This is a genomic window from Endozoicomonas sp. ALC020 (assembly GCF_049275935.1).
Taxonomy (GTDB): domain Bacteria; phylum Pseudomonadota; class Gammaproteobacteria; order Pseudomonadales; family Endozoicomonadaceae; genus Endozoicomonas_A.
Map to the genome: position 1 here is coordinate 399,817 of NZ_CP184830.1, position 20,553 is coordinate 420,369.

At 47.8% G+C, this 20,553-nt stretch carries 4 protein-coding genes; all 4 read right to left on the reverse strand.

Annotation, left to right across the window (positions count from 1 at the left end):
* Nucleotides 1-230: 230 nt before the first annotated feature.
* Entirely contained in the window at nucleotides 231-4,688 is a 4,458-nt protein-coding gene (locus ACOJUO_RS01545; RefSeq protein WP_422138726.1) for a hypothetical protein, read from the reverse strand.
* 379 nt (nucleotides 4,689-5,067) lie between these two features.
* Nucleotides 5,068-9,948 (reverse strand): hypothetical protein, encoded by a 4,881-nt coding sequence (locus tag ACOJUO_RS01550; protein WP_422138727.1) that lies wholly within the window; start codon nucleotides 9,946-9,948, stop codon nucleotides 5,068-5,070.
* A 503-nt stretch (nucleotides 9,949-10,451) separates the two neighbouring features.
* Nucleotides 10,452-15,101, reverse strand: a complete 4,650-nt coding sequence (locus tag ACOJUO_RS01555) for a hypothetical protein (RefSeq protein ID WP_422138728.1) — start codon at nucleotides 15,099-15,101, stop codon at nucleotides 10,452-10,454.
* A 503-nt stretch (nucleotides 15,102-15,604) separates the two neighbouring features.
* The gene (locus ACOJUO_RS01560) at nucleotides 15,605-20,449 is read right to left on the reverse strand and encodes a hypothetical protein (RefSeq protein WP_422138729.1); all 4,845 of its coding nucleotides are present in this window, start codon (nucleotides 20,447-20,449) and stop codon (nucleotides 15,605-15,607) included.
* Nucleotides 20,450-20,553: the final 104 nt, after the last annotated feature.

The following is a 20,553-nucleotide window of genomic DNA, read 5'->3' on the forward strand; positions in this document are numbered from 1 at the left end:
GACCATCGAGCAGGCAGCTTTGTTTTGTTGTGAGCGTCTCATAGATCCAGGCTAATAAAATCAGCTTCTGTGAATCCATTCGCTAGTGGAAAAAATTCGTACGTCATCCGGCTTAGGCCTGATGATTCACGTTTGCGCTAGATTTTATAGCACCGCACTGGCAAGCTTGCCATGAACGGAGTTGGCAGACAGTTTGTTTTTAGAAGCCTTATCAAACGACGAAAGTCTTTTTAAAAAAAACTCCCGCATTCATCAAGCAACTCCAGTTCCTGACAACTCTGATAAACATCAGGATCAACATCGGATAATAAAGGGTCTTGCTTTTTTAACTGTTCTATTTTGTTGCACGTCCGTTGCCTCCATACTTCCAGTATGTGGATAGCGGTATCGATTTTGGCTTTTTTTAGGAGGGTCACTGTATGCATAAGCTCCATTTCGCTCTCATACTCCTCCAGTAAATTCAGTATTTCGCTGCCAAAAATTTCTGTCTGGTTGAGCTTTAACCATAAACTGCCGAACGCCTGTTTTTGTGGTTCCAATTCATTCTCTGCCTGACATGCTTCAGCTTGCCTGGATTGAACGTTATCCAGTTTCTGCCATTGATCTGCAGTCAAATAATAGTGTTCAGATATCCCGGTGATTTTCAAAAAAGTCCTGAATTGTTCCTCTGACCAGTTGCTGATGGCCATTTTTTCACTCTGTATTTTCAGCTGTGGCATTGGGTAGCGATAGGTCTGAACATCATCACCCGACACTTCAACCTCAAGCCACTGACCTTTGACGGTGAAAGACATCTTATTGAGGTTCTGCATCAACACAGCGATATAGCTCAGGGCCAACTGTTCTCCTGATTGGATAAGTCCGGAGACAGGTATCTCAACATGGTTATTGTCGGTCGTTTGCATCCCGGACAGAAAGTGATCGGGGATATCGTGATCCCAGGGTAAAAGACTATGGGTTTTGAGCAGCGCTTCGAACAGTATCTGGATGCCTTCTTTGGTGATGTCTTGGGTTCTTAGTTGCAGGCAGGCTTCAAGCAGCTTCTTTAACCAATGGGAAGAATGCTCTTTGCTGAGTTTTTGCAGGGCGCTCAACGAGGGAAACAAATCGAATACAGCCCGGGCATGGCTGGCATCCAGAAAACGCAGCTGATCATCTTTTGTTAAGGGTTGTAGGATTTCCAGATAGAGCCTTTGCATATATTCGAGTTTCAGCACTCCTGACAATGGTTGCAATAGGGCAGAGTACTGCTCCCATAGTCTTTTATCCGGCAATGACTTCAGCCGCTTGACAAAAAAGACAAAGCGCTCCCTGTCTTCATCGCAAGAACACAGAAATATTGCTCTATTTAACACACGCAAAGGCACGGCTTTCATTGAATGACGCCACAAAAAATGCCGATCCTGTTGATTAGCCTGAAGGTAGCGTTTGACACTTTTTCCTCCAGAAGAAGATAAAAGCCCTATCAATGATTCCAGCATCAGAAGCGTTTTAGCCTCTTTATGCAATTGGCAGAACTGTTTTAAAACCATCCATTTTAGCGACCAGTCTGGCTTAGGGGTGGAAAGATAAAGAGCGACTGTTTTTATCTGGCGATTGTATTTATCATCTCCTTCATTATCCGGGTTGCTGTGTTCTCCGGTAAGTTCTGTAAGCAGTAACTGTTTCAGTTGTGTTTCCCGATGTTGCAGCATCTTGGTAGCAGGTAGCCCTTCTGATACCCAGAGCCTGGGCATGATTTGCAGTAGCCTGTGATTGGGCGCCCCCCGGCAACTTGTCCAGTCCAGCACTTTTTTCACAGGCTCATGTTTGGGCAAGCCTTGGCCGTGATTCATAGACGAGAAAACGCGGAACAGCTTTATATTGAGCTCGCCCCCCTTGTGTTTCCATTCAGGCCAGCCGAGCACCTCTTTCACTTTCTCAAGTTTGAGCATGCCTTTGCCACTATTCATGGACGAGAAGGCGCGGAACAGCTCCATATTGAACTTGCCATCCTTGTCTTTCCATTCCGGCCAGCCCAGCACCTCTTTCACTTCCTTATGTTTGAGGATGCCTTTGCCATGATTCATAGATGAGAAGGAGCGGAACAGCTCCATACTGAACTCGCCATCCTTGTCTTTCCATTCCGGCCAGCCCAGCACCTCTTTCACTTCCTCATGTTTGAGGATGCCTTTGCCATGATTCATAGACGAGAAGGAGCGGAACAGCTCCATAGTGAACTCGCCATCCTTGTCTTTCCATTCCGGCCAGCTCAACACCTCTTTCACTTGCTCATGTTTGAGCATGCCTTTGCCATTATTCATAGATGAGAAGGAGCGGAACAGCTCCATACTGAACTCGCCATCCTTGTCTTTCCATTCCGGCCAACCCAGCACCTCTTTCACTTGCTCATGTTTGAGGATGCCTTTGCCATGATTCATAGACGTAAAGGAACGGAACAGCTCCATACTGAACTTGCCATCCTTGTCTTTCCATTCCGGCCAGCCCAGCACCTCTTTCACTTGCTCATGTTTGAGCATGCCTTTGCCATTATTCATGGATGAGAAGGAGCGGAACAGCTCCATATTGAACTCGCCATCCTTGTCTTTCCATTCCGGCCAGCCCAGCACCTCTTTCACTTGCCCATGTTTGAGCATGCCTTTGCTATGATTCATAGACGAGAAGGAGCGGAACAGCTCCATACTGAACTCACCATCCTTGTCTTTCCATTCTGGCCAGCTCAGCACCTCTTTCACTTGCTCATGTTTGAGCATGCCTTTGCCATTGTTCATGGATGAGAAGGAGCGGAACAGCTCCATACTGAACTCGCCATCCTTGTCTTTCCATTCCGGCCAGCCCAGCACCTCTTTCACTTGCTCATGTTTGAGCATGCCTTTGCCATTATTCATGGATGAGAAGGAGCGGAACAGCTCCATACTGAACTCGCCATACTTGTCCTTCCATTCCGGCCAGCCCAGCACCTCTTTGACTTCCTCATGTTTAATCATGCCCTTGCTGCTATTCATAGACGAGAAGGAGCGGAACAGCTCCATACTGAACTCGCCATCCTTGTCTTTCCATTCCGGCCAGCCCAGCACCTCTTTCACTTGTTCATGTTTGAGCATGCCTTTGCCATTATTCATTGACGAGAAGGATCGGAACAACTTCGTATTAAACTCGCCATCACTGTCTTTCCATTCTGGCCAGCCCAGTATTGCTTTCACTTGTTCATGTGTGGGCACGCCATTGCCATTATTCATGGACGAGAAGGAATTCAATACATCCAGACTTGCTAAATATTCGAGTTCACTCAGGCTACGTTCTGCGAAACTAAGGATATGTTTTTTATTATTACCCAGCATGCCGGTCAGCATGCCTGTATTTTTGACGTTTTCAGAAAGATGCCCAAAAAAAGCGATGGCATTATCGAAGAAACCATTAAAAGAATCTCTATCTACAAGACCAGACAGCTTATAAAAAGTGTTTTTTACAGTGATGTTTTTTTTCTTGAATACCGCCACCAGGGTTTGCACTTTTTCCAGCTCTTCCTGACTTAATTCGTACTTGATATTTGCTTTTATTTTTTCCAATGGGTCATCGGGGATCTGAGTGTCTGGCGGTTTCTTTTTTTTGGCCGCTGGTTCAGCAACAGCTGTTGAATTATTTCTCTTTCTACCCGGGCCCTTCTTTTTTTTCGGAGCGGGTTCTGATGAATCCGGTTCTGCTTCTTCCCGGATTCGTCTTACCCTTTTGTTACCTTGAATGCCCGACAGGCACTTGTTGCACAACAACGCTGAAGCTGCTGTCTGATTTGCTACACGTTCTAATTCCTGTGGATTCAATACCTTTTCACACTTCGAACAAGCGACATCCGAATGTCCGGTATCCTGCTTAGCAGAGGGTTTCAGTGGGTCATCGCCTCCACGACCATTGACGCCTGCCGAACCGGTTCCCCTTTTACGGGCAGCAGGTCCCCTTGTCTGGCCAGTCTGACCTGTTGTTGCGGTCGTTGATGCTTTGGTCGTTCGGGAGGATGAATTCTTTTTCCCGTTACTCGCCTGTCGGCCAGAATATTTGCCAGAAACCATCTCACGGTAAACTCTGAGTTCCTGACCATTCTCTGCCATCCATGTTTGAACCAGCCCCGGTTGAATCGTGCCAGGGTCTGACCTTTCCAGATCAAGAAGATCGGCTTCAATCACCATGATCCGGTCTGACAAAATCCGCGCCAGCGTGGTCTGGCCTGCCATAATCGCCCATAGTCGTTTGATTTGTAATATTACAAGTAGTTGCTTTTTTTGCTGCAGACAAGTTTGGACAGGATCAGGAATAAGGGTAAGGTCAGGTTGGGGCGCTGGTTCAGGACTCCCGCTGTTTCCGTCAGGTGGCTTATTGCCATCATCTCCACCGGCGTTGCCCCCGGCGATCAACGCATTGGAAGTGTTCTCCAGAACTTCAGGGGGCACGTAAAACTCCAACAACTCGTTCCCACGCTCCGGAGGGTGTCGCAAAACTCCAACAGCTCGTTCGGATGCTCTGAGGTCGTCATTCCCGCGAAGGCGGGAATCCAGCGCCAACGGTGAATATCTGCCTTCTCGGGGATGACAAGGCCATTGGGGCACCGGGCAGTAAGGTTCTGGTGGTGAGTCAGTGTGGATTCCCGCCTTCGCGGGAATGACGAGAATGAAGCCGGGAATGATGGAAGTCAACTCGTGACACCCTCGAAGAGGATCGGGCTGTTCAGGTTCAGCCAACTTATTGGAATACAGGAAATGAGCTGGTAGCGGGCTTGGGCCGACTAATTCCAATGCCTGCAGCGAATCTCCAAACAACATTGCCACTAGCACAAGCAGTGATCGGACCATCGAGCAGGCAGCTTTGTTTTGTTGTGAGCGTCTCATAGATCCAGGCAAATAAAATCAGCTTCTGTGAATCCATTCGCTAGTGGAAAAAATTCGCACGTCATCCGGCCTAGGCCTGATGATTCACGTTTGCGCTAGATTTTATAGCACCGCACTGGTGAGATTCCATAAACGGATTTGGCAGACAGTTTGTTTTTAGAAGCTTTATCAGACGACAAAAGTCTTTTTAAAAAATACTCCCACACCCATCAAGCAACTCCAGTTCCTGACAACTCTGATAAACATCAGGATCAACATCGGATAATAAAGGGTCTTGCTTTTTTAACTGTTCTATCTTACTGCACGCCCGTTGCCGCCATTCTTCCAGTATGCAGTTATCGGTATCGATTCTGGCTTTTTTAAGGAGGGTCACTGTATGCATAAGCTCCATTTCGCTCTCGAACTCCTCCAGTAAATTCAGTATTTCGGTGCCAAAAATTTCTGTCTGGTTGAGCTTTAACCATAAACTGCCAAACGTCTGTTTTTGTGATTCCAATTCATTCTCTGGCTGACATGCCTCAGCTTGCCTGAATTGAACGTTATCCAGTTTCTGCCATTGATCTGCAGTCAAATAATAGTGTTCAGATATCCCGGTGATTTTCAAAAAAGTCCTGAACTGCTCTTCTGACCAGTTGCTGATGGCCATTTTTTCATCCTGTATTTCCAGCTGTGGCATTGGAATGCGGTAGTTTTGAACTCCGTCACCTGGCACCTCAACCTCAAGCCACTGCCCTTTGACGGTAAAAGACATCTTATTGAGGTTCTGCATCAACACAGAGATATAGCTCAGGGCCAACTGTTCTCCTGATGGGATAAGTCCGGAGACAGGTATCTCAACATGGTTATTGTCGGTCGTTTGCATCCCGGACAAAAAGTGATCGGGGATATCGTGATCCCAGGATAGAAGACTATGGGTTTTGAGCAGCGCTTCAAACAGTATCTGGATGCCTTCTTTGGTGATGTCATGGGCTTTTAGTTGCAGGCAGGCTTCAAGCAGCTTGTTTAACCAATGGGAAGAATGCTCTCTGCTGAGTTTTTGCAGGGCGCTCAACGAGGGAAACAGATCGAATACAGCCCGGGCGTGGCTGGCATCCAGAAAACGCAGCTGATCAGCCTGTGTTAAGGGTTGCAGAATTTCCAGATAGAACCTTTGCATAGAGTCGAGTTTCAGCACCGTCGATAAAGGTTGCAACAGGGCTGAGTAATGCTCCCATAGTCTTTTATCCGGCAATGACTTCAGCCGCTTGGCAAAATAGACAAAACGCTCCCTGTCTTCATCGGAAGAACACAGGAACATTGCTTTATTTAAAACGCGCAAAGGCACGGCTTTCATTGAATGACGCCACAAAAAATGCCGATCCAGTTGATTAGCCTGAAGGTAACGTTTGACACTTTTACCTCCAGAAGAAGATAAAAGCCCTATCAATGATTCCAGCATCAAAAGCGTTTTAGTCTCTTTATGCAATTGGCAGAACTGTTTTAAAACTGTCCATTTTAGCGACCAGTCTGGCTTAGGGGTGGAAAGATAAAGAGCGACTGTTTTTATCTGGTGATTGTATTTATCATCTCCTTCATTATCCGGGTTGCTGTGTTCTCCGGTAAGTTCTGTAAGCAGTAACTGTTTCAGTTGTGTTTCCCAGTGTTGCAGCAGCTTGATAGCAGGTAGCCCTGCTGATGCCCAGAGCCTGGACATGATTTGCAGTAGCCTGTGATTGGGTGCCCCCCGGCAACCTATCCAGTCCAGCACTTTTTTCACGGGCTCATGTTTGGGCAAGCCTTGGCTATGATTCATGGACGAGAAAACGCGGAACAGCTTTATATTGAGCTCGCCCCCCTTGTGTTTCCATTCAGGCCAGCCGAGCACCTCTTTCACTTTCTCAAGTTTGAGCATGCCTTTGCCACTATTCATGGACGAGAAGGCACAGAACAGCTCCATATTGAACTTGCCATCCTTGTCTTTCCATTCCAGCCAGCCCAACACCTCTTTCACTTCCTTATGTTTGAGGATGCCTTTGCCATGATTCATAGATGAGAAGGAACGGAACAGCTCCATACTGAACTCGCCATCCTTGTCTTTCCATTCCGGCCAGCCCAGCACCTCTTTCACTTGCTCATGTTTGAGGATGCCTTTGCCATGATTCATAGATGAGAAGGCTCGGAACAGCTCCATACTGAACTCGCCATCCTTGTCTTTCCATTCCGGCCAGCCCAGCACCTCTTTCACTTCCTTTTTTTTGAGCACGCCTTTACCATTGTTCATAGATGATAAAGAGCGGAACAGCTCCATACTGAACTCGCTATCCTCGCCTTTCCATTCCGGCCAACCCAGCACCTCTTTCACTTGCTTATGTTTGAGCATGCCTTTCTGACTATGCATGGATGAGAAGGAGCGGAACAGCTCCATACTGAACTCGCCATCCTTGTCTTTCCATTCCGGCCAGGCGAGCACCTCTTTCACTTCCTCTCGTTTGAGGATGCCTTTGCCATGATTCATAGATGAGAAGGCCCGGAACAGCTCCATACTGAACTCGCCATCCTTGTCTTTCCATTCCGGCCAGCCCAGCACCTCTTTCACTTCCTTTTTTTTGAGCACGCCTTTGCCATGTTTCATAGACGAGAGGGCGCGGAACAGCTCCATACTGAACTCGCCATCCTTGTCTTTCCATTCCGGCCAGCCCAACACCTCTTTCACTTCTTCATGCTTGAGCATGCCTTTGCCACTATTCATTGACGAGAAGGATCGGAACAACTTCTTATTAAACTCGCCATCCCTGTCTTTCCATTCTGGCCAGCTCAGCACCTCTTTCACTTCCTTTTTTTTGAGCACGCCTTTACCATTGTTCATGGATGAGAAGGGGCGGAACAGCTCCATACTGAACTCGTCATCCTCGTCTTTCCATTCCGACCAGCCCAGCACCTCTTTGACTTCCTCATGTTTAATCATGCCCTTGCTGCAATTCATAGACGAGAAGGAGCGGAACAGCTCCATACTGAACTCACCATCCTTGTCTCTCCACTCTGGCCAGCTCAGCACCTCTTTCACTTGCTCATGTTTGAGCATGCCTTTGCCATTGTTTATGGATGAGAAGGAGCGGAACAGCTCCATACTGAACTCACCATCCTTGTCTTTCCATTCCGGCCAGCCCAGCACCTCTTTCACTTGCTCATGTTTGAGCATGCCTTTGCCATTATTCATGGATGACAAGGAGCGGAACAGCTCCATACTGAACTCACCATACTTGTCCTTCCATTCCGGCCAGCCCAGCACCTCTTTGACTTCCTCATGTTTAATCATGCCCTTGCTGCTATTCATAGACGAGAAGGAGCGGAACAGCTCCATACTGAACCCGCCATCCTCGTCTTTCCACTCCGGCCAGCCCAGCACCTCTTTCACTTGTTCATGTTTGAGCAAGCCTTTGCCACTATTCATTGACGAGAAGGCTCGGAACAACTTCGTATTAAACTCGCCATCCCTGTCTTTCCATTCTGGCCAGCCCAGTATTGCTTTCACTTGCTCATGTCTGGGCACGCCTTCGCCATTATTCATGGACGAGAAGGAATTCAATACTTCCAAACTTGCTAAATATTCGAGTTCACTCAGGCTACGTTCTGCGAAACTACGGATATGTTTTTTTTTATTACCCAGCATGCCGGTCAGCATGCCTGTATTTTTGAAGTTTTCAGAAAGGTGCCCAAAAAAGGTGGCAGCATTATCGAAGAAACCATTAACAGACTTTCTATCTACAAGACCAGGCAGCTTATAAAAAGTGTTTTTTACAGTGATATTTTTTTCCTTGAATACCGCCACCAGGGTTTGCACTTTTTGCAGCTCTTCCTGACTTAATTCGTACTTGATATTTGCTTTTATTTTTTCCAATGGGTCATCGGAGATCTGAGTGTCTGGCGGTTTCTTTTTTTTGGCCGCTGGTTCAGCAACAGCTGTTGAATTTTTTCTCTTTCTACCCGGGCCCTTCTTTTTTTTCGGAGCAGGTTCTGGTGAATCCGGTTCTGCTTCTTCCCGGATTCGTCTTACCCTTTTGTTACCTTGAATGCCCGACAGGCACTTGTTGCATAACAACGCTGAAGCTGCTGTCTGATTTGCTATACGTCCTAACTCCTGTGGATTCAATGCCTTGCCACACTTCGAACAAGCGACAAGCGAATTTCCGGTATTCTGCTCGGCTGAGGGTTTCTGTGGGTCATCGCCTCCACGACCATTGGCGCTTGTCGAACCGGTTCTTCTGTTACGGGCAGCAGATCCGCTTGTCTGGCCGGTCTGACCTGTTGTTTCGGTCGTTGATGCTTTGGTCGTTCGGGAGGATGAATTCTTTTTCCTGTTACCCGTCTGTCGGCCAGAATATTTGTAAGAAACCATCTCACGGTAAACTCTGAGTTCCTGACCATTCTCTGCCAGCCATGTTTGAACCAGCCCCGGTTGCATCGTGCCAGGGTCTGACCTTTCCAGATCAAGAAGATCGGCTTCAATCACCATGATCCGGTCTGACAAAATCCGGGACAGGGTGGTCTGGCTTGCCATAATCGCCCATAGTCGTTTGATTTGTAATATTACAAGTAGTTGCTTTTTTTGCTGCCGACAAGTTTGGACAGGATCAGGAATAAGGGTAAGGTCAGGTTGGGGCGCTGGGTCAGGACTCCCGCTGTTTCCGTCAGGTGGCTTATTGCCATCATCTCCCCCGGCGATCAACGCATTGGAAGTGTTCTCCAGAACTTCAGGGGGCACGTAAAACTCCAACAACTCGTTCCCACGCTCCGGAGGGTGTCGCAAAACTCCAACAGCTCGTTCGGATGCTCTGAGGTCGTCATTCCCGCGAAGGCGGGAATCCAGCGCCAACGGTGAATATCTGCCTTCTCGGGGATGACAAGGCCATTGGGGCACCGGGCAGTAAGGTTCTGGTGGTGAGTCAGTGTGGATTCCCGCCTTCGCGGGAATGACGAGAATGAAGCCGGGAATGACGAGAATGAAGCCGGGAATGACGAGAATGAAGCCGGGAATGACGAGAATGAAGCCGGGAATGACGAGAATGAAGCCGGGAATGATGGAAGTCAACTCGTTCCCACGCTCCGGCGTGGGAATGCATATCTCCCCTGAAAGCCAGATACTACCACTTGAGATAACATATGGGCACCCACGCCCGCGACTTACAGGGCCTAAAAGCATGGGAGCCAGAGTTTTGTGATGCCATCGAAGAAAATCGGGCTGTTCAGGTTCAGCCAACTTATTGGAATACAGGAAATGAGCTGGTAGCGAGCTTGGGCCGACTAATTCCAATGCATGCAGCGAATCCCCAAACAACATCGTCACCAACAGAAGCAGTGATCGGACCATCGAGCAGGCAGCTTTGTTTTGTTGTGAGCGTCTCATAGATCCAGGCTAATAAAATCAGCTTCTGTGAATCCATTCGCTAGTGGAAAAAATTCGCACGTCATCTGGCCTAGGCCTGATGATTCACGTTTGCGCTAGATTTTATAGCACCGCACTGGTGAGCTTTCCATAAACGGATTTGGCAGACAGTTTGTTTTTAGAAACCTTATCAAACGACACAAGTCTTTTTAGAAAATACTCCCACACCCATCAAGCAACTCCAGTTCCTGACAACTCTGATAAACATCAGGATCAACATTGGATAATAAAGGGTCTTGCTTTTTTAACTGTTCTATTTTATTGCACGCCCGTTGCCTCCACACTTCCAGTATGTGGGTAGCGCTATCGATTTTGGCTTTTTTAAGGAGTGTCACTGTATGCATAAGCTCCATTTCACTCTCATACTCCTCCAGTAAATTCAGTATTTCGGTGCCAAAAATTTCTGTCTGGTTGAGCTTTAACCATAAACTGCCGAACGCCTGTTTTTGTGGTTCCAATTCATTCTCTGCCTGACATGCTTCAGCTTGCCTGGATTGAACGTTATCCAGTTTCTGCCATTGATCTGCTGTCAAATAATAGTGTTCAGATATCCCGGTGATTTTCAAAACAGTCCTGAACTGTTCCTCTGACCAGTTGCTGATTACCATTTTTTCATCCTTTATTTCCAGCTGTGGCATTGGAAAGCGGTAGTTTTGAGCTCCGTCACCTGGCACCTCAACCTCCAGCCACTGCCCTTTGACGGTAAAGGACATCTCGTTGAGGTTCTGCATCAACACAGCGATATAGCTCAGGGCCAACTGTTCTCCAGATTGGATAAGTCCGGAGACAGGTATCTCAACATAGTTGTTGTCGGTCGTTTGCATCCCGGACAAAAAGTGATCGGGGATCTCGTTATCCCAGGGTAGAAGACTATGGGTTTTGAGCAGCGCTTCAAACAATATCTGGATGCCTTCTTTGGTAATGTCATGGGTTTTTAGTTGCAGGCAGGCTTCAAGCAGCTTGCTTAACCAATGGGAAGAATGCTCTCTGCTGAGTTTTTGCAGGGCGCTTAACGAGGGAAACAGGTCGAACACAGCCTGGGTATGGCTGGCATCCAGAAAACGCAACTGATCTTCTTTTGTTAAGGGTTGCAGAATTTCCAGATAGAGCCTTTGCATAAAGTCGAGTTTCAGCACCGCCGACAATGGTTGCAACAGAGCTGAGTAATGCTCCCATAGTCTTTTATCCGGCAATGACTTCAGCCGCTTGGCAAAATAAACAAAACGCTCCCTGTCTTCATCGGAAGAACACAGGAACATTGCTCTGTTTAACACGCGCAAAGGCACGGCTTTCATTGAATGACGCCACAAAAAATGCCGATCCAGTTGGTTAGCCTGAAGGTAACGCTCGACACTTTTCCCTCCAGAAGAAGATAAAAATCCTATCAATGATTCCAGCATCGGAAGCGTTTTAGTCTCTTTATGCAATTTGCAGAACTGTTTTAAAACCATCCATTTTAGCGACCAGTCTGGCTTAGGGGTGGAAAGATAAGGAGCGACTGTTTTTATCTGGCGATTGTATTGGTCATCTTTATTCTCTGAATCGCTATTATATTCGTCACCTCCTTCATCATCCGGGTTACTTCGCCCTCCAGTAAGTTCTGTAAGAAGTAACTGTTTCAGTTCTGTTTCCTGATGTTGCAGCACCTCAGTAGCAGGTAGCCCTGCTGATGCCCAGAGCCTGGTCATAATTTGCAGTAACCAATGGTTCAGTGCACCCCGGTAACCTATCCAGTCCAGCACTTTTTTCACAGGCTCATATTTGGGCAAGCCCCGGCCATTATTCATGGACGAAAAAGCGCGGAACAACTTCATATTGAACTCGCCATCCTTGTGTCTCCATTCCGGCCAGTTCAGCACCTCTTTCACTTTCTCATGTTTGAGCATACCTCTGCCATTATTCATGGATGAAAAGGCGCGGAACAGCTCCATGTTGAACTCGACATTCTTGTGTTTCCATTCAGGCCAACCCAAGATCTCTTTTACTTCCTTTTGTTTGAGCATGCCTCTGGCATTATTCATGGACGAGAAGGCGCGGAACAGCTCAATACTGAACTCACCATCCTTGTCTTTCCACTCCGGCCAGCCCAGTAACTCTCTTACTTCCTTATGTTTGAGCATGCCTTTGCCATTGTTCATGGATGAACAGGAGCGGAACAGCTCCATACTGAACTCGCCATCCTTGTCTTTCCATTCCAGCCAGCTCAGCACCTCTTTCACTTGTTCATGTTTGAGCATGCCTTTGCCACTGTTCATGGATGAGAAGGAACGGAACAGCTCCATACTGAACTCGCCATCCTTGTCTTTCCATTCCGGCCAACCCAACATCTCTTTCACTTCCTTTTGTTTGAGCATGCCTTTGCCACTATTCATGGACGAGAAGGCGCAGAACAGCACCATATTGAACTCGCCATCCTTGTTTTTCCATTCCGGCCAGCCAAGCACTTCTTTCACTTGCTCATATTTGGGGATGCCTTTGCCATGATTCATAGATGAGAAGGCGCGCAACAGCTCTATACTGAACTCGCCATCCTTGTCTTTCCATTCCGGCCAGCCCAGCACCTCTTTCACTTGCTCATGTTTGAGCATGCCTTTGCTATGATTCATGGACGAGAAGGAGCGGAAGAGTTCCATATTGAACTCGCCATCCTTGTCTTTCCATTCCGGCCAGCCCAGCACCTCTTTCACTTGCTCATGTTTGAGGATGCCTTTACCATTGTTCATGGATGAGAAGGGGCGGAACAACTCTATACTGAACTCGCCATCCTTGTCCTTCCATTCAGACCAACCCAACATCTCTTTCACTTCCTTTTTTTTGAGTACGCCTTTACTATTGTTCATGGATGAGAAGGCGCGGAACAGCTCAATGTTGAACCCGCCATCCTTGTCCTTCCATTCCGGCCAGGACAGCATCTCTTTCACTTCCTCATGTTTGGGCATGCCTCTGCAATGATTCATGGACGAGAAGGCGCGAAACAGCTCCATACTGAACTCGCCATCCCAGTCTTTCCATTCCGGCCAGCCCAGCACCTTTTTCACTTCCTTTTTTTTGAGCACGCCTTTACCATTGTTCATGGATGAGAAGGCGCGGAACAGCTCCATATTGAACTCGCCATCCTTGTCTTTCCATTCTGGCCAGCCCAGCACCTCTTTCACTTGCTCATGTTTGAGCATGCCTTTGCCATTGTTCATTGACGAGAAGGATCGGAACAACTTCGTATTAAACTCGCCGTCCCTGCCTTTCCATTCTGGCCAGCCCAGTATTGCTTTCACTTGTTCATGTGTTGGCACGCCTCTGCGATTATTCATGGAAGAGAACGAAGTCAATACATCTAAACTCGCTAAATATTTGAGTTCACTCAGGCTACGTTCTGCGAAACTACGGATATGTTTTTTTTTATCACCCAGCATGCTGGTCAGCATGCCTGTATTTTTGAAGTTTTCAGAAAGGTGCCCAAAAAAGGTGGCAGCATTATCGAAGAAACCATTAACAGACTTTCTATCTACAAGACCAGGCAGCTTATAAAAAGTGTTTTTTACAGTGATATTTTTTTCCTTGAATACCGCCACCAGGGTTTGCACTTTTTGCAGCTCTTCCTGACTTAATTCGTACTTGATATTTGCTTTTATTTTTTCCAATGGGTCATCGGAGATCTGAGTGTCTGGCGGTTTCTTTTTTTTGGCCGCTGGTTCAGCAACAGCTGTTGAATTTTTTCTCTTTCTACCCGGGCCCTTCTTTTTTTTCGGAGCAGGTTCTGGTGAATCCGGTTCTGCTTCTTCCCGGATTCGTCTTACCCTTTTGTTACCTTGAATGCCCGACAGGCACTTGTTGCATAACAACGCTGAAGCTGCTGTCTGATTTGCTATACGTCCTAACTCCTGTGGATTCAATGCCTTGCCACACTTCGAACAAGCGACAAGCGAATTTCCGGTATTCTGCTCGGCTGAGGGTTTCTGTGGGTCATCGCCTCCACGACCATTGGCGCTTGTCGAACCGGTTCTTCTGTTACGGGCAGCAGATCCGCTTGTCTGGCCGGTCTGACCTGTTGTTTCGGTCGTTGATGCTTTGGTCGTTCGGGAGGATGAATTCTTTTTCCTGTTACCCGTCTGTCGGCCAGAATATTTGTAAGAAACCATCTCACGGTAAACTCTGAGTTCCTGACCATTCTCTGCCAGCCATGTTTGAACCAGCCCCGGTTGCATCGTGCCAGGGTCTGACCTTTCCAGATCAAGAAGATCGGCCTCAATCACCATGATCCGGTCTGACAAAATCCGGGACAGGGTGGTCTGGCCTGCCATAATCGCCCATAGTCGTTTGATTTGTAATATTACAAGTAGTTGCTTTTTTTGCTGCAGACAAGTTTGGACAGGATCAGGAATAAGGGTAAGGACAGGTTGGCGCTCTGGTTCAGGACTCCCGCTGTTTCCGTCAGGTCGCTTATTGCCATCATCTCCACCGGCGGTGCCCCCGGCGATCAACGCATTGGAAGTGTTCTCCAGAACTTCAGGGGGCACGTAAAACTCCAACAACTCGTTCCCACGCTCCGGAGGGTATCGCAAAACTCCAACAGCTCGTTCGGATGCTCTGAGGTCGTCATTCCCGCGAAGGCGGGAATCCAGCGCCAACGGTGAATATCTGCCTTCTCGGGGATGACAAGGCCATTGGGGCACCGGGCAGTAAGGTTCTGGTGGTGAGTCAGTGTGGATTCCCGCCTTCGCGGGAATGACGAGAATGAAGCCGGGAATGACGAGAATGAAGCCGGGAATGACGAGAATGAAGCCGGGAATGACGGGAGTCAACTCGTTCCCACGCTCCGGCGTGGGAATGCATATCTCCCCTGAAAGCCAGATACTACCACTTGAGATAACATATGGGCACCCACGCCCGCGACTTACAGGGCCTAAAAGCATGGGAGCCAGAGTTTTGTGATGCCATCGAAGAAAATCGGGCTGTTCAGGTTCAGCCAACTTGTTGGAATACAGGAAATGAGCTGGTAGCGAGCTTGGGCCGACTAATTCCAATGCATGCAGCGAATCCCCAAACAACATCGTCACCAACAGAAGCAGTGATCGGACCATCGAGCAGGCAGCTTTGTTTTGTTGTGAGCGTCTCATAGATCCAGGCTAATAAAATCAGCTTCTGTGAATCCATTCGCTAGTGGAAAAAATTCGCACGTCATCCGGCCTAGGCCTGATGATTCACGTTTGCGCTAGATTTTATAGCACCGCACTGGTGAGCTTTCCATAAACGGATTTGGCAGACAGTTTGTTTTTAGAAGCTTTATCAGACGACAAAAGTCTTTTTAGAAAACACTCCCACACCCATCAAGCAACTCCAGTTCCTGACAACCCTGATAAACATCAGGAGCAACATCGGATAATAAAGGGTCTTGCTTTTTTAAACGCTCTATTTTGCTGCATGCCCGTTGCCGCCACTCTTCCAGTATGCAGTTATCGGTATCAATTTTGGCTTTTTTAAGGAGGGTCACTGTATGCATAAGCTCCATTTCGCTCTCACACTCCTCCAGTAAATTCAGTATTTCGGTGCCAAAAATTTCTGTCTGGTTGAGCTTTAACCATAAACTGCCGAACGCCTGTTTTTGTGGTTCCAATTCATTTTCTGGCTGACATGCTTCAGCTTGCCTGGATTGAACGTTATTCAGTTTCTGCCATTGATCTTCAGTCAAATAATAGTGTTCAGATATCCCGGTGATTTTCATAACAGTCCTGAACTGCTCTTCTGACCAGTTGCTGATGGCCATTTTTTCATTCTGTATTTCCAGAAGTGGCATTGGAAAGCGGTAGTTTTGAACTCTGCCACTTGATACTTCAACCTCAAGCCATTGCCCTTTGACGGTAAAAGACATCTCATTGAGATTCTGCATCAACACAGAGATATAGCTCAGGGCCAACTGTTCTCCAGATTGGATAAGTCCGGAGACAGGTATCTCAACATAGTTGTTGTCGGTCGTTTGCATCCCGGACAAAAAGTGATCGGGGATCTCGTTATCCCAGGGTAGAAGACTATGGGTTTTGAGCAGCGCTTCAAACAATATCTGGATGCCTTCTTTGGTAATGTCATGGGTTTTTAGTTGCAGGCAGGCTTCAAGCAGCTTGCTTAACCAATGGGAAGAATGCTCTCTGCTGAGTTTTTGCAGGGCGCTTAACGAGGGAAACAGGTCGAACACAGCCTGGGCATGGCTGGCATCCAGAAAACGCAACTGATCTTCTTTTGTTAAGGGTTGCAGAATTTCCAGATAGAGCCTTTGCATAAAGTCGAGTTTCAGCACCGCCGACAATGGTTGCAACAGAGCTGAGTAATGCTCCCATAGTCTTTTATCCGGCAATGACTTCAGCCGCTTGGCAAAAAAGACAAAACGCTCCCTGTCTTCATCGGAAGAACACAGGAACATTGCTCTATTTAACACGCGCAAAGGCACGGCTTTCATTGAATGACGCCACAAAAAATGCCGATCCAGTTGATTAGCCTGAAGGTAGCGTTTGACGCTTTTCCCTCCAGAAGAAGATAAAAGCCCTATCAATGATTCCAGCATCAGAGCCGTTTTAGTCTCTTTATGCAATTGGCAGAACTGTTTTAAAACCGTCCATGTCAGTGACCAGTCTGGCTTAGGGGTGTAAAGATAAAGAGCGACTGTTTTTATCTGGCGATTGCATTTGTCATCCTCTTCATTCTCTGAATCGCTATCGTATTGGTCATCTCCTTTATTATTCGAGTTGTTATGTTCTCCGGTAAATTCTGTAAACAGCCACTGTTTCAGTTGTGTTTCCCGGTGTTGCAGCACCTCAGTAACAGGTAGTCCTGCTGATGGCCACAGCCTGCTCATAATTTGCAGCAGACTATGATTGGGTGCCCGCCGGTAACCTATCCAGCCCAGCACTTTTTTCACAGGCTCATGTTTGGGCAAGCCCTGGCCATTATTCATGGACGAAAAAGCCCGGAACAACTTCAGATTGAACTGGTCACCCCTGTGTTTCCATTCCGGCCAGCCTAGCACCTCTTTCACTTTCTTTTGTTTGAGCATGCCTTTGCCACTATTCATGGACGAGAAGGCGCGGAACAGCTCCATATTGAACTCACCATACTTGTCCTTCCATTCCGGCCAGCCCAGCACCTCTTTCACTGCCTCATGTTTAAGCACGCCCTTGCTATGACTCATAGATGAGAAGGCGCGGAACAGCTCCATATTGAACTCGCCATACTTGTCCTTCCATTCCGGCCAGCCCAGCACCTCTCTCACTTCCTCATGTTTGAGCATGCCTTTGCCACCATTCATAGATGAGAAGGCGCGGAACAGCTCCATACTGAACTCGCCATCCTTGTCCTTCCATTCCGGCCAGCCCAGCACCTCTTTCACTTCCTTTTGTTTGAGCATGCCTTTGCCACTATTCATGGATGAGAAGGCGCGGAAAAGCTCCATACTGAACTCGCCATCCTCGTCTTTCCATTGCGGCCAGCCCAGCACCTCTTTCACTTGCTCATGTTTGAGCATGCCTTTGCCATTGTTCATGGATGAGAAGGAGCGGAATAGCTCCATACTGAGCTCGCCATCCTCGTCTTTCCATTCCGGCCAGCCCAGCACCTCTTTCACTTCCTTTTGTTTGAGCATGCCTTTGCCACTATTCATGGACGAGAAGGAGCGGAACAGCTCCATACTGAACTCGCCATACCTGTCTTTCCATTCCGGCCAGTTCAGCACCACTTTCACTGGCTCATGTTTGAGCATGCCTTTGCCATGATTCATAGACGAGAAGGCGCGGAACAGCTCCATGTTGAACTCGCTATCCATGTCTTTCCATTCCGGCCAGCCGAGCACCTCTTTCACTTCCTCATGTTTAATCATGCCTTTGCCGCTATTCATGGATGAGAAGGCGCGGAACAGCTCCATACTGAACTCACCATCCTTGTCTTTCCATTCCGGCCAGCTCAGCACCTCTTTCACTTCCCTGTGTTTGAACATACCTTTCTGACTATGCATGGATGAGAAGGCGCGGAACAACTCCATATTGAACTCGCCATCCTTGTCTTTCCATTCCGGCCAACCCAGCACCTCTCTAACCTCCTCATGTTTGAGGATGCCTTTGCCATGACTCATAGATGAGAAAGAGCGGAACAACTCCATATTGAACTCGCCATCCTTGTCTTTCCATTCCAGCCAGCTCAGCACCTCTTTCACTTGCTCATGTTTGAGCATGCCTTTGCCATTGTTCATGGATGAGAAGGCGCGGAACAGCTTCATGCTGAAGTCGTCATTCTTGTCCTTCCATTCCGGCCAGTTCAACACCTCTTTCACTTGCTCATGTGTGAGCACGCCTTTACCATTGTTCATTGATGAGAAGGAGCGGAACAGCTCCATATTGAACTTGCCATCCTTGTCTTTCCATTCCGGCCAGCCCAGCACCTCTTTCACTTGCTCATGTTTGAGCATGCCTTTGCCATTGTTCATGGATGAGAAGGTGCGGAACAGTTCCATATTGAACTCACCATCCTTGTCTTTCCATTCCGGCCAGCCCAGCACCTCCCTCATTTCCTCATGTTTGGGTACGCCTTGGCCATTATTCATGGACGAGAAAGAGCGGAACAGTTCGATATTGAACTCGCCATCTTTGTCTTTCCATTCTGGCCAGCCCAGTATTGCTTTCACTTGTTCATGTGTAGGCACACCTTTGCCATTATTCATGGACGAGAAAGAAGTCACTACATCTAAACTCGCTAAATATTCGAGTTCATCCTGGCTACGCTCTGCAAAACTTCGGATATGTTTTTTGCTATTACCTAGCATGCCGGTCAGCATGCCTGTATTTTTGACGTTTTTAGAAAGGTGTCCAAAAAAGGCGGCGGCATTATCGAAGAAACCATTAAAAGACTTTCTATCTACAAAACCAAGCCGCTTATAAAAAGTGTTTTTTACAGTGATGTTTTTTCTCTTGAATACCGCCATCAGGGTTTGCACTTTTTTCAGCTCTTCCTGACTTAATTCGTACTTGATATTTGCTTTTATTTTTTCTAACGGATCATCTGGAATTTGAGTGTCAGCCGGTTTCTTTTTTTTGGCCGCTGGTTCAGCAACAGTGGTTGAATTATTTCTCTTTCTACCCGGGCCCTTCTTTTTTTTCGGAGCAGGTTCTGGTGAGTCCGGTTCTGTTTCTTCCCGGATTCGTCTTACCCTTTTGTTACCTTGAATGCCCGACAGGCATTTGTTGCACAACAGCGCTGAAGCTGCTGTCTGATTTGCTATACGTTCTAATTCCTGTGGATTCAGTGCTTTATCACACTTCGAACAAGTGACAAGCGAATGTCCGGTATTCTGCTCAGCTGAGGGTTTCAGTGGGTCATCGCCTCCACGACCATTGGCGACTGTCGAACCGGTTCTTCTGTTACGGGCAGCAGATCCGCTTGTCTGGCCAGTCTGACCTGTTGCTGCGGTCGTTGATGCTTTGGTCGTTCGGGAGGATGAATTCTTTTTCCCGTTACTCACCTGCCGACCAGAATATTTGTCAGAAACCATCTCACGGTAAACTCTGAGTTCCTGACCATTCTCTGCCAGCCATGTTTGAACCAGCCCCGGTTGAATCGTGCCAGGGTCTGACCTTCCCAGATCAAGAAGATCGGCTTCAATCACCATGATCCGGTCTGACAAAATCCGGGCCAGCGTAGTTTGGCCTGTTATAATCGCCCATAGTCGTTTGATTTGTAATATTATAAGCAGTTGCTTTTTTTGCTGCAGACAAGTTTGGACAGGATCAGGAGTAAGGGTAAGGTCAGGTTTGCGCTCTGGTTCAGGACTCCCACTGTTTCCGTTAGGTGGCTTATCGTCATCATCTCCTCCGGCGGTGCCCCCGGCGATCAACGCATTGGAAGTGTTCTCCAGAACTTCAGGGGGCACGTAAAACTCCAACAACTCGTTCCCACGCTCCGGAGGGTGTCGCAAAACTCCAACAGCTCGTTCGGATGCTCTGAGGTCGTCATTCCCGCGAAGGCGGGAATCCAGCGCCAACGGTGAATATCTGCCTTCTCGGGGATGACAAGGCCATTGGGGCACCGGGCAGTAAGGTTCTGGTGGTGAGTCAGTGTGGATTCCCGCCTTCGCGGGAATGACGAGAATGAAGCCGGGAATGATGGAAGTCAACTCGTTCCCACGCTCCGGCGTGGGAACGCATATCTCCCCTGAAAGCCAGATACTACCACTTGAGATAACATATGGGCACCCACGCCCGCGACTTACAGGGCCTA